We start from the raw sequence: 25,191 nt of genomic DNA on the forward strand, positions 1-25,191 counted from the left end.
GCCCTGGAGCTGTGACTTTGCCCTCCTCTTCGGAGGCGGCGCGGTCAACCGGGCCGGGTGGCGCTAACCTCCCCTCAGGTTGGTTATTGACCGTTAACCGCGCCCGTGGCCCACGAGGTCCCGGTCGGGTGGTGGACGACGAGGTCCAGGAGGCAGTGATGAGTGTGTCGGGGCCGATCCGTGTGGTGGTCGCCAAGCCGGGGCTCGACGGTCACGACCGTGGCGCCAAGGTCATTGCGCGTGCCCTGCGCGACGCCGGTATGGAGGTCATCTACACCGGGCTGCACCAGACGCCCGAGCAGGTCGTCGACACCGCGATCCAGGAGGACGCCGACGGCATCGGGCTGTCGATCCTCTCCGGCGCCCACATGACGCTGTGCGCGCGGGTGCTGGAGCTGCTGAAGGAGCGCGACGCGGCGGACATCAAGGTCTTCTGCGGGGGGATCATCCCGGACGAGGACATCGCCGAGCTCAAGGCGATGGGCGTCGCGGACATCTTCACCCCGGGCACGCCCACCCGGGACGTGGTCGCCTGGGTCGAGGCCAACCTGCGGGCGAGCTGATCCCGCGCCGACCGGCGTGCCGCGCGGTGCCGCGTGCTGCGCTGAGCGGGCCGGCCCCTCGGGGGTCGGCCCGCTCGGTCGTTCTCGGGCCCGCCCGGTCGTCCCCGGGCGGGTCAGTCCGGCACCCTCGGGCCCGCCCGCTCGCCCCCGGGGCGTCTCCCGGCGCCCGCCCGGCGTCAGCCCGCCAGTTCGGCGAGCATCGCGGCCCGGAAGCGCAGGGTGCCGGCCAGCCGGGCGAAGGTCTCGGCCCAGGCGGAGTCCGGGGCGGCCCCGGCGGCCAGCTCCTCCACCGCGGCGGCCGTCTCCGGGGCGAGCGCGCGCTCCGTCATCCCGAGCACCCCGCTGTGGCTCCACGGGTACGCACCGGAGGCGGCGGCCCGGGCCAGGGCGCTCACCACGGCGGTGGACAGCGGCGGCGTCCACGGGGTGGCGCAGGCGCCGAGCAGTTGGAAGGCCTCGCCCAGCCCGTGCACCTCGATGAACGCGGCCGTCCAGGCGGCCCGCTCCTCGGGCGGCAGGACGGCCAGCAGCTTGGCCGGGGCGCCGGTGACGCGCGGGGGGCGGGCCCGGCCGGCGCCGCGGGCGGCCGGCACCGGGGCCGGGCCGAGCAGCGCCCGGGCCCAGCCGGCGTCGTTCTGCCGGACGGCGGCGCGTGCCCAGGCCTCCCGGAGGTCGTCGGCCCAGCTGCTGCTGGTCTCGTCGATGCTGTCGCCGACCCGCAGGGCGAGCAGCTGTTCGGGCGTCAGACCGGTGCTCTCCGGCCAGACCGCGAGCGGGGCCGCGGCCACCACCTCGCCGAACCACCAGGCCCGTTCGCCGCGCCCGGTGGGGGACTTGGGGGCGATGCCGTCGCGCTGCATCCGGGCGTCGCACTCGGCGGGCGGGGTGACCAGCAGGTGGGTGCCCGACTCGGCGAGGCGGACGGCGGCGCGCGCCCGCTCGGCCATCCGGCCCGCCAGCGCGGAGCCGGGCAGGGTGGAGAGCAGTTCGGCGGCGGTGGCCCGGACGTTCTTGCTGCGGTCGCCGAGGGCGGCCTCCAGGAACGGTTCGTCGGCGGGGGAGAGGCCGTCCTGGAGGGCGTCCAGGAACAGCAGGCGGTCCTCCGCGCGCTCGGTGGCCCAGGTGCTCCGCAGCAGCTCCAGTCCGGCGGCCGGGTCGCTGCGGCGCAGCAGCGTGAGGTGGGTGACGCGCTCCGCGAACAGGCCCTCGTGCCACAGGTGGTGGTCGGCGGGGGCGTCGTTCGGCGCCGGCGCCTGGGTCGTGGTGCGCAGCACGAACCGCCAGTCGGGGTTCTGCGCGCCCAGCCAGCGGCCCAGCGGACCGGCCAACGCGACGGCGTCGGAGCGCAGTTCGCTGCGCGCGCGGGCGGCGTCGAGCAGCCCGGGTATCAGCGCGGCGGGCGGCCGCAGGCCCCGGGCGCGGGCGGTGGCGAGCCACTGCGGCAGCAGCTCGGTCAGGTTGGCCAGGGTGCCCGCGCCGCCGCTGCCCGTACGGCCGGCCAGCAGGACGGCCAGTCGGCGGGCGGCCGGCGCGGACAGCTCCGGGCGGGGGTCCTCGGGCGCGGGCGGGCCGGGCGGTCCGGCGGCCGGTACGGGCAGCGCGCCCGCCCGGCGGCGCACGGTGGCGAGGGCGGCCAGCTCCAGCAGCGCGGTGGCCGGGTCCGTGAGGTCCACGGCGTCGGCGAGCGGCAGGGCGGTGGCCGGGACCGGGCGGCGGTCGGTGCCGAGCAGGGCGCTGGTGTGCAAGGTCTCCCACGGGTCCTGGGTGGTCGTCATTCTGGGTGCGCTCCCTAGGGGTTGGTGAGGCCGACCGGTCGGTGCCCCGCAGGCCAGGCCGTGACCGGGGCGAATCCCTGGTGGCCGTACTCGCCGAAGACCGTCAGCGGACGGCCGGTGGAGACCGCGGCCAGCCGCCACAGCGCCGCCTCCGGGACGGCCGAGGCGCGGACGGGCACGGTGTGCCGGCCGTCCGTCAGGGACCAACCGTCCGGGGTGCGGACCGGGACGACGTCGGCGAGGGCGGTGGGCCAGCTCTCCAGCCACGGGTCGTCGGCGACGGCGGTGCCGTACCCGGCCACCGCCTCGGCGACGCCGAGCCCCGCGGGGGGATCGGCCGGGCCGGGCTCGGGGGCGCCGTAGCGGGTGCCGAAGACGGCGCGCAGCGGGCGGGCGCCGGGGTGGTAGGCGAGTTCGACCTCCAGCAGGTGGCCGGTGGGCAGGGCCAGATCGGGTGCCTGGCCGGGACGGCCGAAGGCGAGCAGCAGGGCCGCGCGGCCGGTCTTGGCGCCGCGCAGCCAGACCCGGCGGGTGGTGAGCCGCTCGTCGGCGGTGTCGCGGCTGCCGAGCACCAGCCAGCGGTCGCGGACGGTGGGGCCGGCCAGCACCTCGGCGGCGTCCAGGGTGTAGCCGACCCGGGTGCGGACGGTCGCGGCGAGCTCGGCGGGCAGCTCGTCGACCCGGGTGGCGGCGGTGGCGAGCAGGTGCAGCATCGCGTACTCCTCCAGCACCCGGTCCTGCGGCAGCGCGTCGAGTTCGCGGACCCGGGCGGCCAGGCCGGGGGCCTGCGCGTCGACCATCCGGGCGGCGACCTCCTCCCAGGGCCCGGCGGTGGACTGGTCGGCCAGCCCGTGCCGGACCCGGTCGGCCAGGCGCAGCCGCAGCTCGGCCGCGCCGGCCGCGACCCGGGCGCCGCGCTTCTCGGCGCGGCGGCGGGCCGCCTGCGGGTCGGCCGGGGCCGCCGCGCGCCTCCCGGCGCGCTCCTGACGGGCCTTGAGCCAGTCCTCGGCCCAGTCGGCGGGTTCGGCGGCCGGGACGGCCTCCGGGGAGCCGCTCCACAGCAGGAGGAGTCCGAGCGCGTGCTTGCACGGGAACTTCCGGCTGGGGCAGCTGCACTGGTAGGCGGGCGTGGCGAGTTCGATGACGGTGCGGTACGGCGTGCGGCCGCTGCCCTTGCACTCGCCCCAGACCGCGGTGCCGTCGGTGCCCGTGCCGGACCACGGCGCGGGCGAGGAGAGCTTGCCCGCGGACTTCTGCGACGAGGCGTCAGGTGCCAGCGACAGGACGTGTTCGGTGCTCCAGCGTTCCTCCATGCGACCGACCGTAGGCGGCGGCACTGACAGTGGCTGACTGCCCGTCGCGCCCGGCCGTCCGGCGCCCGGGAGCCGGTGTCAGTGGTGCGGTGCAGGGTGGTTCCCGCAGGCCGGGACGCCGACCTGGCTCCCCCCGATCACCCTGCCGCCGGGGCATCCCTGTGCCCCCCGGCGGCCGACCCGAAGGAGCCCTCCATGACCGAGGTTCTGCGCCAGCACGCCGAGGACGCCTTCGCCGGCGAACTGGCCGCCCTGGCCGCGCAGGACGACCGTCCGCGCCCCGAGCGCTGGAGGTTGTCGCCGTGGGCCGTGGCGACGTACCTGCTCGGCGGTGAGCTGCCCGACGGCACCCCGATCACTCCCAAGTACATCGGTCCGCGCCGGGTCGTCGAGGTCGCCGTGACGACCCTGGCGACGGACCGCGCGCTGCTGCTGCTCGGCGTGCCCGGCACCGCGAAGACCTGGGTGTCCGAGCACTTGGCCGCCGCGATCAGCGGTGACTCCACGATGCTGGTGCAGGGCACGGCCGGCACGCCCGAGGAGGCCGTCCGGTACGGCTGGAACTACGCCCGGTTGCTCACCCACGGCCCCAGCCGGGACGCCCTGGTGCCCTCGCCGCTGATGCGGGCGATGGCCGACGGCAAGATCGCCCGGGTCGAGGAGCTGACCCGCATCCCGGCCGACGTGCAGGACAGCCTGATCACCATCCTGTCCGAGAAGACGCTCCCGGTGCCGGAGTTGGGCAGCGAGACGCAGGCCGTCCGCGGCTTCAACGTGATCGCCACCGCCAACGACCGCGACCGCGGTGTCAACGAGCTCTCCAGCGCGCTGCGCCGCCGCTTCAACACCGTGGTGCTGCCGCTGCCGGGCTCGCTGGAGGAGGAGGTCGACATCGTCACCCGCCGCGTCAACCAGCTCGGCCGCTCCCTGGAGCTGCCCGAACTGCCCGGCGGCGCCGAGGAGATCAGGCGCGTGGTCACCGTCTTCCGCGAGCTGCGCGCCGGGATCACGGTGGACGGCCGGACGAAGGTCAAGACCCCCAGCGGCACCCTCTCCACCGCCGAGGCGATCTCGGTGGTGACCAACGGCCTGGCCCTGGCCACCCACTTCGGCGACGGCGTGCTGCGGGCCGGGGACGTGGCCACGGGCATCCTCGGCGCCGTCGTCCGCGACCGGGTGACGGACCAGGCGGTCTGGCGCGAGTACGTCGAAGGGGTGGTGCGCGAGCGCGACGGCTGGAAGGACTTCTACCGCGCCGCCCGCGAGGTGACGGCATGAGCGACGCCGAGGTCGCCCTGCTCGGCATCCGCCACCACGGCCCCGGCTCGGCCCGGGCGGTGGCCGCGGCGCTGACCGGCTGGCGGCCGGACGCGGTGCTGATCGAGGGCCCGCCGGAGGCCGACGGCATCGTCCACCTCGCCGCCGAGAAGGACCTGGTGCCGCCGGTCGCGCTGCTCGCCCACGCGGTGGACGACCCGGCGAAGGCCGCCTTCTGGCCGTACGCCGAGTTCTCCCCGGAGTGGGTGGCGATCCGCCACGCCGTCGAGCACGACCTGCCGGTGCACTTCATCGACCTGCCCGCCGGGTACGGCTTCGCGCCCGCCGGCCCGGCCGGGGAGGACGCCGCCGGGGAGGACGCCACCGGGGATGACGCCGGAGAGGACCCGCCCGCCGACCCGGTGGCGCTGCTCGCGGCGGCGGCCGGGCACGACGACCCGGAGCGCTGGTGGGAGGACGTGGTCGAGCACCGCGCGCCCGGCACCGACCCGCTGGCGCCGTTCGCCGCCGTCGCCGAGGCGATGGGCGCGCTGCGCGCCGAGGGCCTCGGCGAGTCCCGCCGGGACCTCCGGCGCGAGGCGTACATGCGCCAGCGGATCCGTGCCGCCCGCCGGGCCGGGCACCGGCGGATCGCCGTGGTCTGCGGCGCCTTCCACGTCCCCGCGCTGGAGACGATGCCCACCGTCGCGCACGACCGGGCCCTGCTCGCCGAGCTGCCGAAGAAGGTCCGGACGGACATCACCTGGGTGCCATGGACACACCGCCGGCTCTCCCAGGCCACCGGTTACGGCGCGGGCGTGCAGTCGCCCGGCTGGTACCACCACCTGTTCACCACCGAGGGCGACCCGGTGCCGCGCTGGCTCACCCGGGCCGCCGACCTCCTGCGCGCCGAGGACCACCCGGTCTCCTCCGCCCACGTCATCGAGGCCGTCCGGCTCGCCGAAACCCTGGCCGTGCTGCGCGGCCGCCCGCTGGCCGGGCTGACCGAGACCCTGGACGCCGTCCGCGCGGTGCTCTGCGAGGGCTCGGACGTCGCGCTGGAGCTGGTCCGGGACCGGCTGGTGGTCGGCGACGAGCTCGGGGAGGTCCCGGACACCGCGCCGGCGGTGCCGCTGCAGCGCGACCTCGCCCGGCTGCAGCGCTCGCTGCGGCTCAAGCCCGAGGCCGCGCCGAGGGACGTCGACCTCGACCTGCGCAAGGAGACCGACGCCGCCCGTTCGCGGCTGCTGCACCGGCTGCGGCTGCTGGGCGTGGACTGGGGCGTTCCGGCCCGCTCCGCGATCGGCTCCACCGGGACGTTCCGGGAGAGCTGGCGGCTGTGCTGGCAGCCGGAGTTCGCGGTCCGGATCGCGGAGGCCGCCCAGTGGGGCACCACGGTCGAGGAGGCGGCCACCGCGAAGGCGGTCGGCACCGCCCGGTCCGCCGTCGAACTCGCGGAGCTGACCGGCCTGGTGGAGACCTGCCTGCTGGCCGGGCTGTCCGGCGCGCTGCCCGCCGTGATGCGGGTGCTCGCCGACTGCGCGGCCCTGGACACCGACGTCGCGCACCTGGCGGGTGCGCTGCCCGCGCTGGTCCGCGCGCTGCGCTACGGCGACGTGCGCGGCACCGACCACGGCGCGCTCGCCGAGGCCGCGGTCGGTCTGGCCGAGCGGGTCTGCGTGGGACTGCCGACCGCCTGCGTCGGCCTGGACGCCGAGAGCGCGGCGACGATGCGCGGCCGCCTCGACGAGGTGCACGGCGCGATCGGGCTGCTGACCTCCGGCGACGGCCGCTCCGGGTCCTCCGGGTCCTCCGAGTCCTCTGGCTCCTCCGGCTCCGCAGGCCCCGACGGCCGCTCCGGCCCCGACGGCCTGGCGGACCGCTGGGCCGCCGCCCTGCGCTCGCTGGCCGCCCGCGAACCGTCCGGCGGCCCGGCCACCGGCGCCCCCGGCGTACTCCGCGGCCGGGCCGTGCGACTGCTGCTGGACGACGGGCGGCTCGACTCCGAGGAGGCCGGCCGCCGGCTGCGGCTGGTGCTGTCCGTCGCCAACGCCCCGGCGGACGCGGCCGGCTGGGTCGAGGGCTTCCTCACCGGCGGTGGCGCCCTGCTGCTGCACGACCCCCGGCTGCTCGCCCTGCTGGACGAGTGGCTGACCGGGGTGAGCGGCGAGGTCTTCACCGACGTCCTGCCGCTGCTGCGCCGCACCTTCGCCGGGCTGGAAGCGGGCGTGCGCACCACCGTCGGCGGCCGGGTCGCGGCCGGCCCGCTCGGCGGTCCCCCGGCGCACCCGGCCCCGGCGGGCGAGCTGGACCGGGCCCGCGCCGAGGCGGCCGTCCCCGTGGTGGCCCTGCTGCTCGGCATCCGCCCGAAGATCCCCCGACAGGCCACCGGCCGCAACACCTGACCGGCCCACCGGCCACGTCGACCGGCGAACGCCCCCACCGACCGCATCCCACCGACCGCACCCCACCGACCGCATCCCGCCCATCACACCCCACCGACCACGTCCGACCGACCACGCCCGTCGGTCACCCCGGACCGCTCCGGCGAAGGAGGACCCCATGGCAACCACGACGGACGAACGGCTGCGCCGCTGGCGGCTGGTGCTCGGCGGCGAGGCCGACGGCACCGGCCACACCCTGCGCGGCCGGGACGCCGCGATGGACGGTGCCCTCGCCGCCCTCTACCGCGGCGCGCCCGAGGAGGGCGGGCGGGCCGGCCGCGGCGGCCGCCGCAGTGCCGGGCTCGGCGGCTCGGCCCCGCAGGTGGCCCGCTGGCTGGGCGACATCCGGGAGTACTTCCCGTCCACCGTCGTCCAGCTGATGCAGCAGGACGCGATCACCCGGCTCGGTCTGGACCGGCTGCTGCTGGAGCCGGAGATGCTGGAGGCCGTGGAACCGGACGTCCACCTCGTCGGCACCCTGCTCTCGCTCAGGCACGCGCTGCCCGAGACGACCCGGGAGACCGCCCGGGCCGTCGTCGGCAGGGTGGTCGCCGACCTGGAGCGCCGGCTCGCCGACCGCACCCGGGCCACCCTCGGCGGCGCCCTCGACCGCAGCGCCAAGGTCAACCGTCCCCGGCACCGGGACATCGACTGGGACCGGACGATCCGGGCCAACCTGAAGAACCACCTGCCCGAGCACGGCACCGTCGTCCCGGAGCGGCTGGTCGGCTACGCCCGCGCCCGGCGCGCCGTGAGGAAGGAGGTCATCCTCTGCATCGACCAGTCCGGCTCGATGGCGCCCTCGGTCGTGCACTCGGCGGTCTTCGGCGCGGTCCTCGCCTCGATGCGCACCCTGGACACCCGGCTGGTCGTCTTCGACACCTCGGTGGTCGACCTCACCGAGCAGCTCACCGACCCGGTGGACGTCCTGTTCGCCACGCGGCTCGGCGGCGGCACCGACATCAACCGCGCGCTCGCCTACTGCCAGTCGAGGATCACCCGCCCCGCCGAGACCGTCGTCGTCCTGATCAGCGACCTGTATGAGGGCGGCATCCGGGACGGCATGCTCAAGCGGGTCGCCGCGATGAAGGCGGCCGGCGTCCAGTTCATCGCCCTGCTCGCGCTCTCCGACGAAGGTGCGCCCGCCTACGACCACGCGCACGCGGCCGCCCTGGCCGCCCTCGGCGCGCCGGCCTTCGCCTGCACCCCCGACGCCTTCCCCGGGATCATGGCGGCGGCCCTCGAGAAGCGCCCGATCCCGGTACCTGACCAGGGGGTCTGAGGGATTCACCCGGACGCGCGAATCCACCCGATCGGTGGACCGGGCGTTCACCGCACGCTCTAGGCTGTCTGTGACGGTTCTCACCCATGCCGGGAAGGCCCCGGGCGGAACAGTCCCGTCCCACGGGGATAACCTGCCAGACGGACGTGACGCGCGTGTTGATTGACGTGTGCGCCCGTGGCTGTGTGGGCCGCAAGGCCGTACTTCTGCGTACCCGCACCGCCCCGACGACCCGCAGCGAAGATCCTGCCGTGGCACGCTCGTAGAGACACAATCCGCGACCACGAACAAGGACAAACACGTGGACCTGTTCGAGTACCAGGCGAGGGACCTCTTCGCCAAGCACGGCGTGCCCGTGCTTGACGGCGATGTCATCGAGACCGCCGCAGACGCTGCCGCCATCGCGGAGCGCTTCGGCGGCCGCGCCGTCGTCAAGGCTCAGGTGAAGGTGGGCGGCCGAGGCAAGGCCGGCGGCGTCAAGCTCGCCGCCGACCCGGCGGACGCCGTCGCCAAGGCCGAGCAGATCCTCGGCATGGACATCAAGGGCCACACCGTTCACAAGGTGATGCTGGCCCAGACCGCGGACATCCAGGACGAGTACTACGTCTCGTTCCTGCTGGACCGCACCAACCGCACCTTCCTGGCCATGGCCAGCGTCGAGGGCGGTGTGGAGATCGAGGTCGTCGCCGAGCAGAACCCCGAGGCGCTCGCCAAGATCCCGGTCGACGCCAACGAGGGCTGCACCCCGGAGAAGGCCGCCGAGATCGTCGCCGCGGCGAAGTTCCCGGCCGAGGTCGCCGACCAGGTCGCCGAGGTCCTGCAGAAGCTGTGGACCGTCTTCATCAAGGAGGACGCCCTCCTCGTCGAGGTCAACCCGCTGATCAAGTCCGGCGACGGCAAGATCATCGCGCTCGACGGCAAGGTCTCCCTGGACGAGAACGCCGAGTTCCGCCAGCCCGAGCACGAGGCCCTGGAGGACAAGGCCGCGGCCAACCCGCTGGAGGCCGCCGCCAAGGCCAAGGGCCTGAACTACGTCAAGCTCGACGGCCAGGTCGGCATCATCGGCAACGGCGCGGGCCTCGTCATGAGCACCCTCGACGTGGTCGCCTACGCCGGTGAGAAGCACGGCGGCGTGAAGCCCGCCAACTTCCTCGACATCGGCGGCGGCGCCTCCGCCGAGGTCATGGCGAACGGCCTGGAGATCATCCTGGGCGACCCCGACGTCAAGTCGGTCTTCGTCAACGTCTTCGGCGGCATCACCGCGTGCGACGCGGTCGCCAACGGCATCGTGCAGGCCCTGGAGCTCCTCGCGAGCAAGGGCGAGAACGTCACCAAGCCGCTGGTCGTCCGCCTGGACGGCAACAACGCGGAGCTGGGTCGCAAGATCCTCGACGACGCCAACCACCCGCTGGTCCAGCGCGTGGACACCATGGACGGCGCCGCTGACCGCGCCGCCGAGCTGGCCAACAAGTAAGGAAGGGGACTCTCACACCATGGCTATCTTCCTTACCAAGGACAGCAAGGTCATCGTCCAGGGCATGACCGGCGCCGAGGGCATGAAGCACACCCGCCGCATGCTCGCCTCCGGCACCCAGATCGTCGGCGGTGTCAACCCGCGCAAGGCCGGCACCACGGTCGACGTCGACGGCACCGAGATCCCGGTCTTCGGCTCCGTCGCCGAGGCGATGGAGAAGACCGGCGCGGACGTCTCCGTCCTCTTCGTGCCGCCGGCCTTCACCAAGGCCGCCGTCGTCGAGGCCATCGACGCCGAGATCCCGCTGGCCGTCGTCATCACCGAGGGCGTCCCGGTGCACGACACCGCCGCCTTCTGGGCGTACGCCGGTTCCAAGGGCAACAAGACCCGGATCATCGGCCCGAACTGCCCCGGCCTGATCAGCCCCGGACAGTCGAACGCCGGCATCATCCCGGCCGACATCACCACCTCCGGCAAGATCGGTCTGGTCTCGAAGTCCGGCACCCTGACCTACCAGCTCATGTACGAGCTGCGCGACATCGGCTTCTCCTCGGCCGTGGGCATCGGCGGTGACCCGGTCATCGGCACCACCCACATCGACGCCCTCAAGGCCTTCCAGGAGGACCCGGAGACCGAGATCATCGTCATGATCGGTGAGATCGGTGGCGACGCCGAGGAGCGTGCCGCGGCCTACATCGCCGAGCACGTCACCAAGCCGGTCGTCGGCTACGTCGCGGGCTTCACCGCCCCCGAGGGCAAGACCATGGGCCACGCCGGCGCCATCGTCTCCGGCTCCTCGGGCACCGCCCAGGCGAAGAAGGAGGCCCTGGAGGCCGCCGGTGTCAAGGTCGGCAAGACGCCGTCCGAGACCGCCCGCCTGGCCCGCGAGATCATCGCCGCCAAGGCCTGATCCCGCTCCCCGCGCGCAACGAGCGCCCCCGCCCTTCCCGGGCGGGGGCGCTCGCCGTTTCCGGCCGGCGCCGTCCGCGGTCCGCGGCGGGCCGGCGTCAGCGCGCGTGCGAGCCGGGCGCGCAGGGCCGCGGCGACCACGGCCGGCAGACCGCGGGTGTCCTCGGGGGCGGGGCGTCCGCGCCCCGGGCCGCGGCCGGCTCCCAGCGGGCGACCGCCTGCGGGTGCGGCTCCACCAGCACCGCCTGCAACCCGGGCGCCGGGCTGCACCACAGGCTGCTGATGCCGTTCGGAGCCCCGCCCGGCAGCAGCGGCACGCCCGCCTCCCCCTCGTCGGCGGGCAGGCACAGGGAGGGCGCCGGCGGGTCCGGCGGCCGGAACAGCACCGCCGGCCGTACGCCCGCGAGGGTCGCCACGGTCGCCCCGCCCACGGCCACCGTCAGCAGTGCCGCCGCGCCCGTCCGGCTCGCCGTCCACAGCCGGTGCTTGGCCCGCAGCACGGGCACCGGCGACCGGTGCGGCTGCGGACACCCCCGTACCGCCGCCCGGTGCAGCAGCCGGCTCAGCCCGTCCGCGAAGTCCGGCGCCGTCGGATCCGGCCCCACCAGATCCGGCACCCACTGGGCCAGCGCCGCCCGGGCCGTCCACACCCGGCCCTCGGCGGCCGCCAGCGTCGACTCCACTTCCACGGCGACCGCCGCCGCCGGCAGCCCCAGCCCGTCGTGCAGCACCAGCGCCCGGCGCCGCGGCCGCGACAGGCGCTTGAGCGCCTTCAGCAGCGCCCGGTCGCGGTCGGTCAGCCGGTCGTGGTCCGGCAGCACCGCCTGTGACTCGTCGGCCGGCCTGACCTTGATGCGTCGGTGCGGCAGGCCCCAGGCGTGCGCCCGCCGCGGTCCGCCCCGGTGCCAGGGCGACAGCGCCAGCTCGCACGCCCGCACCCGCACCCATCCCTCCGGATCCCCCGACCCGGCCACCGCGGACCAGCCCCGCCGCGCCTCCCCGAACGCCCGCCGCACGCAGTGCACCGCGCGGTGGCGGCAGGCGGTCAGCAGGAACACCTGCTGCACCAGGCGGGTGTACGCCGTCTCGTACAACTCCTCGAAGCGGGGCTGCCCGGATCGGGGCTCGCCATGGCCGGGGCGGTCACCGGGGCGGTCACCGGGGTCGTCGGGGCCAGGGCGGTCGTGGGCCGGCGCAGGGAGGTCGGCGAGCGCCTCCTCCGCGGCGGGACGCGCTCCCCGGGTGCCCGCCCGGGCGCCCCCGCCCGAGGCTGGTGCGGCCGGAACCGTGTGCGTCATGTCGCCGTGCCCTTCCGTGCCCGCGGGGTACTGCTCTCCGCTCGCAGTGCTGGAACCCGGGGCCGCGGGCACCGTGCCGTCCGGCGCTCCCGTGCCCGTACGGCGCGCCCGCCCGTCACCGGCCGTGGCCGCGGCGGTCCCGTCGCCGCGTCCCTCCGGTCCGGCCGCCGCCTGCGCGAGCCCGCCACCGGAGGCCCGTCGCGGCCCCTTCGCCATGGTGGAGGCTCGGGCGTCCTGAACGGTGTCGCCACGCCTCGCCGGGTCCATCCGGGCCTGCCCGTCGGCGGTGGTCACGCCGGGCTGTCCGGCACCGGTGGGGATGCGGGTCGGCCCGGTGGTGGTCCCGCCGGGCTGTCCGGCCTCGGACGGTGTGGTGTGCGGCGGGAGGTGGTCGGTGGGGCGGGGCTGTGACTCGGTGGCGGGGGCCTGCAGGGCGGCCCCGCGCTTCGCCGCTCCCCGTCTCGCGCCCTGGCCGTCGCCGGGGGCCGGGTCCGCCTGCGGCTCGCTGTACCCCTCGTCCGCGTCCGCCGCGCGGCCACCCGTGGTCGGTCCGGGGCCGGCCGCAGAGGAGGAGGCGGAGCCGCCGGAGGACGGGCGCGCCGGTCCGCTCGCGCCAGGGGCCGTCTCGGTGGCGAGCGAGGTGGCGGGTGCCGCACCGTACGCGCCCGGCCCGCGCCCCGGGCCGGAGCGGGCGGGTTGCGCGGGGTCGCCGTGTGGGGGCGGTGTGCCGGCCGTGGGCGTTGCCGTCGGCGCTGTCCCCGGTCGGGTGGTGCGCGCGCCCTGGTCGGCGGCGTCGGTCGGGGGCGTTCCGTCGCCGGTCGCGCCGGTGCCCGGGCCGGCCAGGGGGGCGGTGGGTGGCCGGGGTGTCCGGTCGGGGCGGGCGGGCGGTCGTTCGCGCGGGGGCGTGTGCGCGGTCGCTCCGGGCTCCTGTCCGGGCCGCCGCGCCGTCCGTTCGCGCCGTCCGCCCGGAGTCGCCGCGGGATCGGCGAGGTGGGCGCCGGGGCCGGGTGGCGCCGGCGCCGCCTGCGGCTCGGACGGAGCCACCCGGGGCTCACCCTCGGGGTCGTCGCCGGGGGCACCTGCCGCACCTGCCGCACCGGCCCCCGGCGCCGCCGCGGCCGTTCGTGTGCGCCCGCCGTCGGTCGCGGCCTGGCCGCCGCGCGGGGCGGGGCCGAGGGAGGACGGGCTGAGGCCGGCGAAGTTCGCCGGGCGCAGGGCCGGGACGTACGGGAGGGCGCCCGCGGTGAGGGTGAGGGCCTCGGTTTCGGTGGCGGCGCCGAGTTTCCGCATGGCCCGCAGGAGGTAGCTGCGGGCGGTGGTGGGGGTGACGCCGAGGGCCGCGGCGGTGTGGGGGAGGTCGTGTCCGGCGGCGAGGTGGGCGAGGGTCTGGGCCTCACGGGGGGTCAGTTTCCGCAGCAGGCGGGCCGCGTTCCGGTCGTCGTCGGCGGGTTTGCGGCGCCGCTCCGGGGTGGGGGAGTCGGCGGTGGACGGCGTGGTCATCAGACGCTCCGGGCCGGGGCGCCGGCGGCTTGAGGGCAGGGTCTGAAAATGCGCATAAGCCAATAATCTGGGACACGGCGGCGGTTTGCCGCTTCACGGAGCATGGCGAGTCGCCTTGGCACCATGAGGCGCATGACGCAGCTGATGGGCCGTCCGATCCTGGAGGCGCGGGGGGAATTGGGCGGACGCCCCGCCCTGGCCGACCTGTTGGCGGGGGTCCGGACGGCGCTGGTCGGCCTGGCGGTGGTCGGGGTGCCGGTGCTCGGACTCTGGGTGGTGACCCCGTACGCGGACGACGGCGCGGCCGCCGCCACCCGGTTGGCGGGGGTGCTCTGGCTGCTCGGGCACGGTGCGCCGGTGCTGCGCGGAGAGGCGGACGCCCCGCTGACCGTCACTCCGCTGCTGGTCGGCGCGCTGGCCGTGGTGCGGCTCCACCGGGCGGCTGCCGGGGTCGCGGCGCGGCGCGGGCTGCGTTCGCGCTGGGGCGGCCCGGTGGCGCTGTGGGCGGGCTACAGCGCGGTGGCGGTCGCGGTGGCGGTGCACTGCGCCGGTTCCGGGCTGTTCCGCAGCCGGGTGCTGCTGGACGTCCTGGTGGTGGCGGTGGTGGCGGGTCTGGCGACGGCCGCGGGAGTCCGCTCGGCCGAGGCCGAGGCCGAGGCCGGGTCCGGGCCCGGGTCCACGTCCGGGACCCTGGACGCCGCCCCGGTCGGTGGTTTCCCGCTGGACCGCCTGGAGTTCCTGCCGCCGCCGTACCGCCCGGCCGGTGCCGCGCCGGTGGTGCGGGCCGCGGCTCTGGCGGCCGGGGCCGGGCTGGTGGCGGCGGGCGGGGTGCTGGTGGCGGTGTCGGCGGCGCTGGACGCGGTGACCGGGGGCGGGCGGGGGATGGCGCTGCTGGGGCGCGGGCCCGCCGCACTGCTCGGGTTGCTGCTGCTCGCGCTGGCGCTGCTGCCGAACGCGGTGCTGTGGGGCGCGGCGTACGCGCTGGGCCCCGGGTTCGCCGTGGGGGCGGGGACGGTGGCGTCGCCGGGCGGGACGGTGCTGGGCCCGGTGCCGGAGTTCCCGCTGTTCGCCCTGCTCCCGGCCGACGGCCCGGGCGGCTGGCGGTGGGCGGTGCTGGTGCTGCCGCTGCTGGCCGGGGTGGTGCCCGCGGTGCTGCTGGGCCGTGCGGCGGCGGGCCTGCGGGGCCCGGCCGCGGGGAGCGTGCGCGGGAGCGGGGAAGCGGCCGACGCGGTCGAGGGCCGGTCCGGGCCCTGGTCGCCCGCCGCGACGGTGACGGCGGCCCTGGCGGCGGCCCTGGTGGTCGGGGCGGGCGCGGCGGTGCTGGGCTGGCTGTCCGGTGGGGCGCTGGCGGGCGGGCGGATGGCCTGGCTGGGGCCGGTGCCGTGGCGGACGGGCCTGGCGGCGGCGGGCTGGTTCGCGGCGGTGGCCGTCCCGGGCGCCCTGCTGGTACGGCTCCGCGTGCTCGCCCCGGTCCGGCCCGGTGCGCCGGGCCCGGCGGAGGGTCAGGGCGGGTACGCCCGGCTCGCGTGGTGGGCGCGCCGGGGCGCGCTGCGGCTGCGCGCCCGTGCGCACGCCCTGGTGCTGTGGGCGGCCCGGCCGTCCGGGCCTCCGGCCCCGGGCCGCGACGGCCGGGACCCGATCGACTGACGGGCTACTCGGTGTTCCCGGTGAAGTCCACGTACCACTGCGGCGCGTACCGGTCGCAGTTCTCCGCGCCGACGGCGGTCAGCGAGTCCTGGACGCAGGTGACGTAGTCCCGGTAGTGGTAGCCGAGGCCGATCACCGAGGTGGCGACCACGACCGTCATCGCACCGGTCAGGATCCCGGCGAGCGCGGCCGGGGTGAGCGGGTTCGGCGCCGCACCGCCGGGACGCGGGCCGACCGGGCCCGCCGCGTCGAGCCGGCCGGCGGCGGCCGGGGTGCCCTTCGGGCTCCGCAGCGCTCCGATGCCCCAGACGATCCCGAGCACCCCGACCAGCAGGGCGATCCAGTGGAAGCCCGCGAACAGGCAGACCAGCGCGAACGGCCCGGCGAGCGCGGCGTTGCGGGCCCGGCGGTGGGCCGGGTTGGTGGGGTCGAGCCGGGGCGGCTGCGGGGCCGGCGGACGCTGTCCGGGGCGGCCCCCGTCGCCCTGCCCCCACGGCGGCGGCAGCTGCGGGCGCTCGCCGCCCTGGCCGCCGGCGCCGTCCTGGCCCTCGCCGCCCCAGGGGTTGCGCGGCTGCCACGGCTGCTCCGGGGCGTCCGCGGGCGGCGGCGCGAAGGGGTTGCGCTCGGTGCTGTCGTCGCCGCTGCTCATGGGTTCAGCCAATCCTTGTCGGTCGGGACTCGGTCGTGACGCGGTGGGGCTCGTCGTGACGCGGTCGGGCTCGTCGGGGCTCGGTCGCGACTCGTCGCGCGGTCGCCCGCGTCCTCCCATGATCCCGCAGCCGTTCCCCGCGCCACCGGCGGCCCGGCCCGGCGTCACCGGCGGCCCCGGATCCGGGCCGACCCGGGCCCGGGCCGGTCCGGTCGCAACTCCGCTGCGGCGGGCCCGAGGAGATCCCCGTCTCAACTACGCGCGTAGCGCCGCCGGGAGGGTGCTGAGGCCGTCCGACCAGCCGTTATCGTGGTGACGGTCAGCAGCTCACATCGGTTCCCGGGGCCCGCGTCACGGCGGGTTGTCCCGGTGTTCCCCCTCGCTCGACCTGCCGTTCGTAGTGGCCCCACCACCGGTGGACGTACCAGCGCACGGCGCCCGACCTACGGAGAATCGCGCAGTGGCCGCCGCCCCCGCCCAGCACTTCCCGCCCCGCACGCCCGGACCGGCCCGCCTGGTGGTGCTGGTCTCCGGCTCCGGCACCAACCTGCAGGCGCTCATCGACGCCGTCGCGGACCGGGCCTACGGCGCCGAGATCCTGGCCGTCGGCGCGGACCGGGACGGGATCGCGGGCCTGGAACGCGCCGCGAAGGCCGGTCTGCCCACGTTCGTCCACCGGGTGAAGGACTTCGCCGACCGGGCCGGCTGGGACCGCGCGCTGACCGCCTCCGTCGCCGCGTACGAACCGGACCTGGTGGTCACGGCCGGTTTCATGAAGATCCTCGGCCCCGAGTTCATCGCCGCCTTCGCCGGGCGGATCGTCAACACCCACCCCGCGCTGCTGCCCGCCTTCCCCGGTGCCCACGGCGTCACCGACGCGCTCGCGTACGGCGTGAAGGTCACCGGCTGCACCGTCCACCTGGTCGACGCCGGGGTGGACACCGGGCCGATCATCGCGCAGGGCGTCGTCGAGGTCGTCGACGCCGACCACGCCGATGGCGGCGAAGCGCTGCACGAGCGCATCAAGACTGTCGAGCGCAAGCTGCTCGTCGACGTCGTGGGCCGGTTGGCCCGCGAAGGTCACCGCATCGAGGACCGAAAGGTATGGATTCCGGCACATGAGTGAGCGCAGCGAACGAGTCATCGAGGAAGGTGCCTGGCGCGCAGCGCCCGCCGAGCGCAGCGAGGTGGGAGCATGAGCGCCGGCTCCACCCCCCCCCCTGTCTCCGAGGACGTCCGTCCGATCCGTCGCGCGCTGATCAGCGTGTACGACAAGACCGGTCTGGAGGAGCTGGCCCAGGGCCTGCACGCCGCCGGGGTCGCCATCGTCTCCACCGGTTCCACCGCCGGCCGGATCGCCGCCGCCGGTGTCCCGGTGACCGAGGTCTCCGAGCTGACCGGGTTCCCGGAGTGCCTGGACGGGCGCGTGAAGACCCTGCACCCCCGCGTGCACGCCGGCGTGCTGGCCGACCTGCGGCTGGAGTCGCACCGCGCGCAGCTGGCCGAGCTGGGCGTCGAGCCCTTCGACCTGGTCGTGGTGAACCTCTACCCGTTCAAGGCCACCGTCGCCTCCGGCGCCACCCCGGACGAGTGCGTCGAGCAGATCGACATCGGCGGGCCGAGCATGGTCCGCGCCGCCGCCAAGAACCACCCCTCGGTAGCCGTCGTGGTCGACCCGGCCCGCTACGGCGACGTGCTGACGGCCGTCCGCGGGGGCGGCTTCGACCTGGCCACCCGCAAGCGCCTGGCCGGTGCCGCGTTCGCCCACACCGCCGCCTACGACGTGGCCGTCGCCTCCTGGTTCGAGGCCGGCTACGCGCCGAGCGACGAGCGCTTCCCGGAGTTCCTGGGCTCGACCTGGGAGCGGCAGAGCGTGCTGCGCTACGGCGAGAACCCGCACCAGGGCGCCGCGCTGTACAGCGACGGCACCGGCGGCCTGGCCGGCGCGCAGCAGCTGCACGGCAAGGAGATGTCGTACAACAACTACGTCGACACCGACGCCGCCCGCCGTGCCGCGTACGACCACGCCGAGCCGGCCGTCGCGATCATCAAGCACGCCAACCCGTGCGGCATCGGGACCGGCGCCGACGTCGCCGAGGCGCACCGCAAGGCGCACGAGTGCGACCCGGTCTCCGCGTACGGCGGTGTGATCGCGGTCAACCGCCCGGTCACCGTCGAGCTGGCCGAGCAGATCGCCCCGATCTTCACCGAGGTCGTCGTGGCCCCGGGCTACGAGGACGGCGCCCTCGAGGTGCTGACCAAGAAGAAGAACCTGCGCCTGCTGCTCGCCCCCGACGCCCCGGCCAACCGCCAGGAGGCCCGCCCGATCTCCGGCGGCGTGCTGCTGCAGGACGCCGACCGGGTGCACGCCGAGGGCGACGACCCGGCGAACTGGACGCTCGCCACCGGCGAGGCGCTCTCCGAGGCCGAGCTGGCCGAGCTGGCCTTCGCCTGGCGGGCCTGCCGGGCCGTCAAGTCCAACGCGATCCTGCTGGCCAAGGACGGCGCCTCGGTCGGCGTCGGCATGGGCCAGGTCAACCGGGTCGACTCCTGCAAGCTCGCGGTCGAGCGGGCCGGCGAGCGGGCCAAGGGCGCGTACGCGGCCTCGGACGCCTTCTTCCCGTTCGCGGACGGCCCGGCGATCCTGATCGCGGCCGGGGTCAAGGCGATCGTGCAGCCCGGTGGTTCGATCCGTGACGAGGAGGTCGTCGCGGCGGCCGCCGAGGCCGGTGTGACGATGTACTTCACCGGCGCGCGGCACTTCTTCCACTGAGCCGGCCGACGGCGTGACGGCATGACAGGGCGGCCCGGCCCCTCCGGAGAGGGGCCGGGCCGCCGCGTCGCGTCGTACGGGCCGGTCAGTACCGCGGCCGGTTGAACCAGTTGACGCCGTCCCGCACGCACATGGCGGTGATCCAGATGATGCTGATCGCCAGCCACAGGAACGCCATCACCAGGCCCACGGCGGTGCCGGCCGAGATGGCGCCCAGCAGGATCAGCAGGCCGACCAGGGCGCCGAGCGAGCCGTACACGATGGTGGTGACCCGGACGCTGTTGCCGCCCTTGCCGAACTTGGCGCCGAGCGTGATGGAGAGCGCCGCGAAGAGCCCGAACAGGACGGCGATGATGATGATGACGCTGGCCGCGGCGTCGCCCATCGCGGTGAACGGGTTGTCGCTGGCCGTGTGCTTGATCGTGTTGGTGGCGTCCTTGGCGGCCGCTCCGATGATCAGGTAGATGATCGCGAGGATCGTCTGCACACCGCCCACGATGAACAGCAGCACCCGGGCGGTCGTCACCAGGCCCGGCATGGACTGCGGCACGGCCGGCGCGTAGCCGTAGGCCGGGGCGGCCTGCGGGTAGCCGTAGCCCGGAGCGGGCGGCGGGGCCTGCTGCGGGTAGCCGTAGCCCGGGGCGGCCGGCGGCTGGCCGTACGGGTTGTTCGGGTCGGGCGGGTAACTCATGGATGCCTCCGGGCAGTTACGGGGACGCGGGGACGGGACGGCGGACGGCCCGGGGCCGGTCGGTGAGTCGGGTCGCCGACCGGACGGGACAGTAGCGCAGCGGGGTGACAGCCCGGCGGCGATGGCGGGCGCCGGCGGCTCAGCGGTCTGATGGGCGCAGGAGGGGAGCCGTCGACGGGCCCGGCGCGGGCGGGACGGCGCCACGACGGTCGGGCTGCTCGGTCTGCTGTGGTCGACTCACTGGCTCTTTCCCCCGGTTACGCTCCGCCGCGGGATCCGTCGGCCCGTCACCGGGCCGGGTCGCGGCGGGAATGCGCTTATCGTCATCCGGACGGCAGCGCCGTGTCCAGCCGGTTCCCAGGAACGGGCCGAGACTGTGGCGCAACCGCAACGTGCGGCGGACCTTCGTACCCGTCCGGCCGCCCGACCGGGGCGGGCCGCACCGGCGGCCGCCGGTCCGGGCGCGGGAGCCCGCCGGCCGTGGTACGGCGACCTGTCGCGATCCGGGAGAATGGGGTCATGACTGCCCAGATTCTCGATGGCAAGGCCACCGCCGCCGCGATCAAGTCCGAACTCGCCGCCCGCGTGGCGGCCCTCAAGGCGAAGGGCGTCACGCCCGGCCTCGGCACCGTCCTGGTCGGTGACGACCCGGGCAGCCGCTGGTACGTGAACGGCAAGCACAAGGACTGCGCCGAGGTCGGCATCGCCTCGATCCAGCGCGAGCTGCCCGCCACGGCCTCCCAGGAGGACGTCGAGAACGTCGTCCGGGAGCTCAACGCCGACCCGTCCTGCACCGGCTACATCGTCCAGCTGCCGCTGCCCAAGGGCCTGGACCAGAACCCGGTCCTGGAGCTGATGGACCCGGACAAGGACGCCGACGGCCTGCACCCGACCTCGCTCGGCCGGCTCGCCCTCGGCATCGCCGGCCCGCTGCCCTGCACCCCGCTGGGCATCGTCGAGCTGCTGCGCCGCCACGACGTCGAGATCGACGGCGCCGAGGTGGTCGTGGTCGGCCGCGGCATCACCGTCGGCCGCTCGATCGGCCTGCTGCTGACCCGCCGCAGCGAGAACGCCACCGTCACCCTCTGCCACACCGGCACCCGGGACCTCAGCGCCCACCTGCGCAAGGCCGACATCATCGTGGCCGCCGCCGGTGTGCCGCACCTGGTCAAGCCGGAGGACGTCAAGCCGGGCGCCGCGGTGCTGGACGTGGGCGTCAGCCGCAGCGAGGGCAAGATCGTCGGCGACGTCCACCCGGGCGTGGCCGAGGTGGCCGGCTGGATCTCCCCGAACCCCGGCGGCGTGGGCCCGATGACCCGCGCGATGCTGCTCAACAACATCGTCGAGGCGGCCGAGCGCCGCGCCGGCATCTGACACCCCAGGGACGGCGAGCATGACTGAACCGCGACCGGCGCGGTCCCGGCGCAGGCCGGTCAAGACCACCGGCACCCTGCCGCCCGAGGGCTCGGCCGCCGCCCTCGGGCGCGAGCACGCCCTGCCGGTCCGGCAGTGGCCGATAACCCTGGTGCTGCTGGTGGTCGGCGCCGGCCTCGCGGTGACCTGGTTCGCCGACTTCAAGGACGGCTTCAAGTACGGGCTGCTGATCCTCGGCGCCGGCGTGCTGCTCGGCGCGGTGCTGCGCCTGGTGCTGCCCGAGGTCGGGATGCTGGCGGTGCGCAGCCGGTTCACCGACGTGATCGTGCTGAGCTTCCTGGGCGCCTCGATCGTGCTGCTGACCCTGGTCGCGCAGCCGAACCCGTGGCTGCAGATCCCGTTGCTCGACAACATCGGCCAGCTGATGGGCCGGCCCAAGCACTGACCGGCCCCACGAGCGCCCGTCCGGCGCCCCGCGCGGCCCCCGTCCACCCCCCCCGGCGTCCCGGGCGGCGCGGGGGCCGCGGTGCGTCTGTGACGCATCAGCCACGCCCGCACCCGAGGCGTACGCTTCCCTTTGCGATAACCTGACGCCGGTCTCTCGATGTCGAGAGACCGTCCTCGGCTCCAGTGTGCCGGTGTGCCCTGGGGCACCTGGCGATTTGCTGGAGAAGGTAGAAATGACCCGCACCCCCGTCAACGTCACCATCACCGGAGCGGCCGGCCAGATCGGCTACGCGCTGCTCTTCCGCATCGCCTCGGGCCACCTGCTCGGTGCCGACGTGCCGGTGAACCTGCGTCTCCTGGAGATCCCGCAGGGCCTCAAGGCCGCCGAGGGCACCGCCATGGAGCTCGTCGACTGCGCCTTCCCGCTGCTGCGCGACATCAAGATCACCGACAACCCGAACGAGGCCTTCGACGGCGCCAACGTCGCGCTGCTGGTCGGCGCCCGTCCGCGCACCGCGGGCATGGAGCGCGGCGACCTGCTGTCGGCCAACGGCGGCATCTTCGGCCCGCAGGGCAAGGCCATCAACGACAACGCCGCGGACGACATCAAGGTCCTGGTCGTCGGCAACCCGGCCAACACCAACGCCCTGATCGCCCAGCGCAACGCCCCGGACGTCCCGGCCGAGCGCTTCACCGCGATGACCCGCCTGGACCACAACCGCGCCCTCGGCCAGCTGTCGGCCAAGACCGGCGCCCTGGTCTCCGACATCAAGCGCGTCACCATCTGGGGCAACCACTCCGCGACCCAGTACCCGGACATCTTCCACGCCGAGGTCGCCGGCAAGCCGGCCTTCGAGGCCGTCGGCAGCGACCAGGCCTGGCTGGAGAACGACTTCATCCCGACCGTGGCCAAGCGCGGCGCCGCCATCATCGACGCCCGCGGCGCCTCCTCGGCCGCCTCGGCCGCCAACGCCGCCATCGACCACGTGTACACCTGGGTCAACGGCACCGCCGAGGGCGACTGGACCTCCATGGGCGTCGTCTCCGACGGCTCCTACGGCGTCCCGGAGGGCCTGATCTCCTCCTTCCCGGTCACCACCAAGGACGGCAAGTTCGAGATCGTCCAGGGCCTGGAGATCTCCGACTTCTCGCGCGCCCGCATCGACGCCTCGGTCAAGGAGCTCGCCGAGGAGCGCGACGCGGTGCAGGAGCTGGGCCTCATCTGAGCCCACCCGAGCGCCCTCCGAGCCCGTGGAGGCCCATGGAGCGCTCCGGCGGCCCGTCACCCCTTCCGGGGCGGCGGGCCGCCGCCGTGTCCGGCCCCGGCGGCGGCCCGCCGTCCTACACTGACCCGCTGTGAACGAAACCCTCGGGGACGCCGCGCTCGTCCTGGTCTTCATCCTGCTGGGCGGGCTGTTCAACGTCGCCGAGATCTCGCTGATCTCGCTGCGCGAGGGCCAGATCCGGACGCTGGAGTCCCACGGCACCCGGCGCTCGGCCCGCGCCGCGCACCTGGCCGCCGACCCCAACCGCTTCCTGGCCGCCGTCCAGGTCGGGGTGACCTGCATGGGCTTCCTGTCCGCCGCCTTCGGCGCGGACACCCTGGCCGGCAAGGTCGCCCCGCTGTTCGTCCGGGCCGGGCTCACCGAGGGCGTGGCCGACGCGATCGCCCTGGTCGGCCTCACCCTGGTGATCAGCTACGTCTCGCTGGTGCTCGGCGAGCTGACCCCGAAGCGGATCGGCCTGCAGCGCGCCGAGTCGATCGCGGTGACCGCCGCCCCGGTGGTGGACGTGATGTCGGTCGTGCTGCGCCCGGTGATCTGGCTGCTCGGCCACTCCACCAACCTGATGGTCCGCCTGCTCGGCGGGGACCCGGCGGCCGGCCGCGGCTCGATGAGCTCCGAGGAGCTGCGCGGCCTGGTCGCCGCCAACACCGAACTCGGCAGTGACGAACGGGCGTTGATCGCCGACGTGTTCGCCGCCGGGGAGCGCCAGCTGCGCGAGGTGATGGTCCCGCGCACCGAGGTGACCTTCCTGGACGCCGAGCGCCCGCTGGCCGCCGTACGGCACCAGGCCGACACCTCGCCGCACTCGCGCTACCCGGTGGTCGAGGGCAGCGCCGACGCGGTGGTCGGCTTCGTCCACGTCCGCGACCTGTACGGCGCGCGCGGCGAGCAGGCCGCCAAGGTCCGCGACCTGGCCCGCCCGGTCAAACTGCTGCCCGGCACCAAGCGGGTGCTGGAGGCGATGGGTGAGATGCGCCGCGAGGGCCACCACCTGGCCATCGTGGTGGACGAGTACGGCGGCACCGCCGGGATCGTCACCCTGGAGGACCTGGTCGAGGAGGTGATCGGCGAGATCCGGGACGAGTACGACCGGCCCGAGGCCGCCCCCACCCGCCGACTGGCGGGCGGCGGCATGGAACTGGACGGCCTGCTCAACCTCGGCGACTTCGCCGAGGAGACCGGCGTCACCCTGCCCGAGGGCCCGTACGAGACGGTGGCGGGCTGCCTGGTCGCCTCGCTCGGCCGGCTGCCGCGGGACGGCGACCAGGTGCGCGTCCCGCTGGACGGCGGCGGCGGGGTGCTGCTGACGGTGGCCAAGGTCGAGGGTCGGCGGATCGCCCGGGTGAGGGTGAGTGCCGTCACACTGGCGGAACCTCCAGGGGCGGACGTTTCCTGAGCGACCGGTGGAACTGGAACAATGGCCCGCATGGTCAACGCAGCGGTCACCGGTCCGGTCAAGGACCGTCCCCGGGTGCTCTCCGGCATCCAGCCCACCTCCGGCTCGTTCCACCTCGGCAACTACCTGGGCGCGGTGCGCCAGTGGGTCGACCTGCAGAAGGACAACGACGCCTTCTACATGGTCGTCGACCTGCACGCGATCACCGTGCCGCAGGACCCGGCGACGCTGCGCGAGAACACCCGGATCTCCGCGGCCCAGCTGCTCGGCGCGGGCCTGGACCCGGACCACTGCACCCTGTTCGTCCAGTCGCACGTGCCCGAGCACGCGCAGCTCGCCTGGGTGATGAACTGCCTCACCGGCTTCGGCGAGGCCTCCCGGATGACGCAGTTCAAGGACAAGTCCTCCCGGTACGGCTCCGACAGCACCACCGTCGGCCTGTTCACGTACCCGATCCTGCAGATCGCGGACATCCTGCTCTACCAGGCGGACGCCGTCCCGGTCGGCGAGGACCAGCGCCAGCACGTGGAGATCACCCGCGATCTCGCCGAGCGCTTCAACACCCGCTACAGCCCCACCTTCACCGTGCCGAAGCCGTACATCCTCAAGGAGACGGCGAAGATCCAGGACCTCCAGGACCCGGCCGTCAAGATGAGCAAGTCGGCGTCCTCGCCCAAGGGCCTGGTGAGCCTGCTGGACGAGCCGAAGGTCAGCGCCAAGAAGTTCAAGAGCGCCGTCACCGACACCGGCACCGTCGTCTCCTACGACGAGGAGGAGAAGCCGGGCGTCTCCAACCTGCTGCGCATCCACTCCGCGCTCAGCGGCCGGTCGGTCGAGGAGCTGGTCGCGCACTTCGAGGGCAAGATGTACGGCGCCCTGAAGACCGAGCTGGCCGAGCTGTTCACCGAGTGGGTGACGCCCTTCCAGGAGCGCACCCGTACCTTCCTGGACGACCCGGCCGAGCTGGACCGGGTGCTGGCGATCGGCGCCGAGAAGGCCCGCGAGGTGGCGTCGGCGACGCTGGAGACGGTGTACGACCGGATCGGCTTCCTCCCGGCCGCCAAGCGGTGACTCCCCTCACACGCCTGCCCGGTGGTGGCGACCTCCCGGAGG

At 75.2% G+C, this 25,191-nt stretch carries 19 protein-coding genes; 14 read left to right on the top strand and 5 right to left on the bottom strand.

Annotated features, from left to right (window positions below):
• The first annotated feature begins 158 nt into the window (after positions 1–158).
• Entirely contained in the window at positions 159–563 is a 405-nt protein-coding gene (locus ACZ6Y7_RS04765; RefSeq protein WP_189916109.1) for a cobalamin B12-binding domain-containing protein, read from the top strand.
• A gap of 176 nt (positions 564–739) precedes the next feature.
• On the opposite strand, the gene ACZ6Y7_RS04770 is transcribed toward ACZ6Y7_RS04765, so the two are convergent.
• Together ACZ6Y7_RS04770 and ACZ6Y7_RS04775 are read right to left on the bottom strand one after the other, a co-directional pair.
• Complete coding sequence (locus ACZ6Y7_RS04770; RefSeq protein ID WP_465756364.1) at positions 740–2,338, bottom strand: DUF5691 domain-containing protein; 1,599 nt, start codon at positions 2,336–2,338, stop codon at positions 740–742.
• Positions 2,339–2,352: 14 nt separating this feature from the next.
• Complete coding sequence (locus tag ACZ6Y7_RS04775) at positions 2,353–3,651, bottom strand: SWIM zinc finger family protein (RefSeq protein ID WP_465756365.1); 1,299 nt, start codon at positions 3,649–3,651, stop codon at positions 2,353–2,355.
• Positions 3,652–3,846: 195 nt separating this feature from the next.
• Between ACZ6Y7_RS04775 and ACZ6Y7_RS04780 the strand changes: the two genes are divergently transcribed.
• From ACZ6Y7_RS04780 to sucD, 5 genes are all read left to right on the top strand, one after another.
• Positions 3,847–4,929: an ATP-binding protein gene (locus ACZ6Y7_RS04780; protein ID WP_465756366.1), complete on the top strand. Its 1,083-nt coding sequence runs from the start codon at positions 3,847–3,849 to the stop codon at positions 4,927–4,929.
• The gene (locus ACZ6Y7_RS04785) at positions 4,926–7,313 is read left to right on the top strand and encodes a DUF5682 family protein (RefSeq protein WP_465756367.1); all 2,388 of its coding nucleotides are present in this window, start codon (positions 4,926–4,928) and stop codon (positions 7,311–7,313) included. The genes ACZ6Y7_RS04780 and ACZ6Y7_RS04785 overlap by 4 nt, the downstream gene beginning before the upstream one ends.
• A gap of 157 nt (positions 7,314–7,470) precedes the next feature.
• A complete protein-coding gene (locus ACZ6Y7_RS04790) occupies positions 7,471–8,634 on the top strand; it encodes a VWA domain-containing protein (protein WP_465756368.1) in 1,164 nt (387 codons plus the stop codon).
• Positions 8,635–8,935: 301 nt separating this feature from the next.
• Positions 8,936–10,108, top strand: coding sequence for an ADP-forming succinate--CoA ligase subunit beta (sucC, locus tag ACZ6Y7_RS04795; protein WP_465756369.1), 1,173 nt, complete (start codon positions 8,936–8,938; stop codon positions 10,106–10,108).
• Positions 10,109–10,127: 19 nt separating this feature from the next.
• On the top strand, positions 10,128–11,018 hold the full coding sequence (gene sucD / locus ACZ6Y7_RS04800; protein WP_465756370.1) for a succinate--CoA ligase subunit alpha: 891 nt from the start codon (positions 10,128–10,130) through the stop codon (positions 11,016–11,018).
• 97 nt (positions 11,019–11,115) lie between these two features.
• Here sucD and ACZ6Y7_RS04805 read toward each other — a convergent pair whose 3' ends face one another.
• On the bottom strand, positions 11,116–13,815 hold the full coding sequence (locus ACZ6Y7_RS04805) for a LuxR C-terminal-related transcriptional regulator (RefSeq protein ID WP_465756371.1): 2,700 nt from the start codon (positions 13,813–13,815) through the stop codon (positions 11,116–11,118).
• A gap of 132 nt (positions 13,816–13,947) precedes the next feature.
• On the opposite strand from ACZ6Y7_RS04805, the gene ACZ6Y7_RS04810 reads away from it, so the two are divergent.
• Positions 13,948–15,462, top strand: coding sequence for a cell division protein PerM (locus ACZ6Y7_RS04810; protein WP_465756372.1), 1,515 nt, complete (start codon positions 13,948–13,950; stop codon positions 15,460–15,462).
• A gap of 4 nt (positions 15,463–15,466) precedes the next feature.
• Here ACZ6Y7_RS04810 and ACZ6Y7_RS04815 read toward each other — a convergent pair whose 3' ends face one another.
• Complete coding sequence (locus ACZ6Y7_RS04815; RefSeq protein ID WP_465756373.1) at positions 15,467–16,111, bottom strand: hypothetical protein; 645 nt, start codon at positions 16,109–16,111, stop codon at positions 15,467–15,469.
• Between the two features lie 460 nt (positions 16,112–16,571).
• Between ACZ6Y7_RS04815 and purN the strand changes: the two genes are divergently transcribed.
• Positions 16,572–17,237 carry a phosphoribosylglycinamide formyltransferase gene (gene purN, locus ACZ6Y7_RS04820; protein WP_465756374.1) on the top strand — a complete coding sequence of 222 codons (666 nt, stop codon included), beginning with the start codon at positions 16,572–16,574 and terminating at the stop codon, positions 17,235–17,237.
• 69 nt (positions 17,238–17,306) lie between these two features.
• On the top strand, positions 17,307–18,884 hold the full coding sequence (gene purH, locus ACZ6Y7_RS04825; RefSeq protein ID WP_465756375.1) for a bifunctional phosphoribosylaminoimidazolecarboxamide formyltransferase/IMP cyclohydrolase: 1,578 nt from the start codon (positions 17,307–17,309) through the stop codon (positions 18,882–18,884).
• Positions 18,885–18,969: 85 nt separating this feature from the next.
• Here the strand turns inward: purH and ACZ6Y7_RS04830 are convergent, their stop codons facing one another.
• Positions 18,970–19,575, bottom strand: coding sequence for a hypothetical protein (locus ACZ6Y7_RS04830; protein ID WP_465756376.1), 606 nt, complete (start codon positions 19,573–19,575; stop codon positions 18,970–18,972).
• A 519-nt stretch (positions 19,576–20,094) separates the two neighbouring features.
• On the opposite strand from ACZ6Y7_RS04830, the gene ACZ6Y7_RS04835 reads away from it, so the two are divergent.
• From ACZ6Y7_RS04835 to trpS, 5 genes are all read left to right on the top strand, one after another.
• On the top strand, positions 20,095–20,949 hold the full coding sequence (locus ACZ6Y7_RS04835) for a bifunctional methylenetetrahydrofolate dehydrogenase/methenyltetrahydrofolate cyclohydrolase (RefSeq protein WP_465756377.1): 855 nt from the start codon (positions 20,095–20,097) through the stop codon (positions 20,947–20,949).
• A gap of 19 nt (positions 20,950–20,968) precedes the next feature.
• Positions 20,969–21,394 carry a DUF3017 domain-containing protein gene (locus ACZ6Y7_RS04840; RefSeq protein ID WP_465756378.1) on the top strand — a complete coding sequence of 142 codons (426 nt, stop codon included), beginning with the start codon at positions 20,969–20,971 and terminating at the stop codon, positions 21,392–21,394.
• A 235-nt stretch (positions 21,395–21,629) separates the two neighbouring features.
• On the top strand, positions 21,630–22,622 hold the full coding sequence (locus ACZ6Y7_RS04845; RefSeq protein WP_465756379.1) for a malate dehydrogenase: 993 nt from the start codon (positions 21,630–21,632) through the stop codon (positions 22,620–22,622).
• A 130-nt stretch (positions 22,623–22,752) separates the two neighbouring features.
• On the top strand, positions 22,753–24,078 hold the full coding sequence (locus ACZ6Y7_RS04850) for a hemolysin family protein (protein ID WP_465756380.1): 1,326 nt from the start codon (positions 22,753–22,755) through the stop codon (positions 24,076–24,078).
• Between the two features lie 75 nt (positions 24,079–24,153).
• Entirely contained in the window at positions 24,154–25,149 is a 996-nt protein-coding gene (gene trpS / locus ACZ6Y7_RS04855) for a tryptophan--tRNA ligase (RefSeq protein WP_465756476.1), read from the top strand.
• Positions 25,150–25,191: the final 42 nt, after the last annotated feature.

The organism is Kitasatospora sp. NPDC053308, from assembly GCF_055585785.1.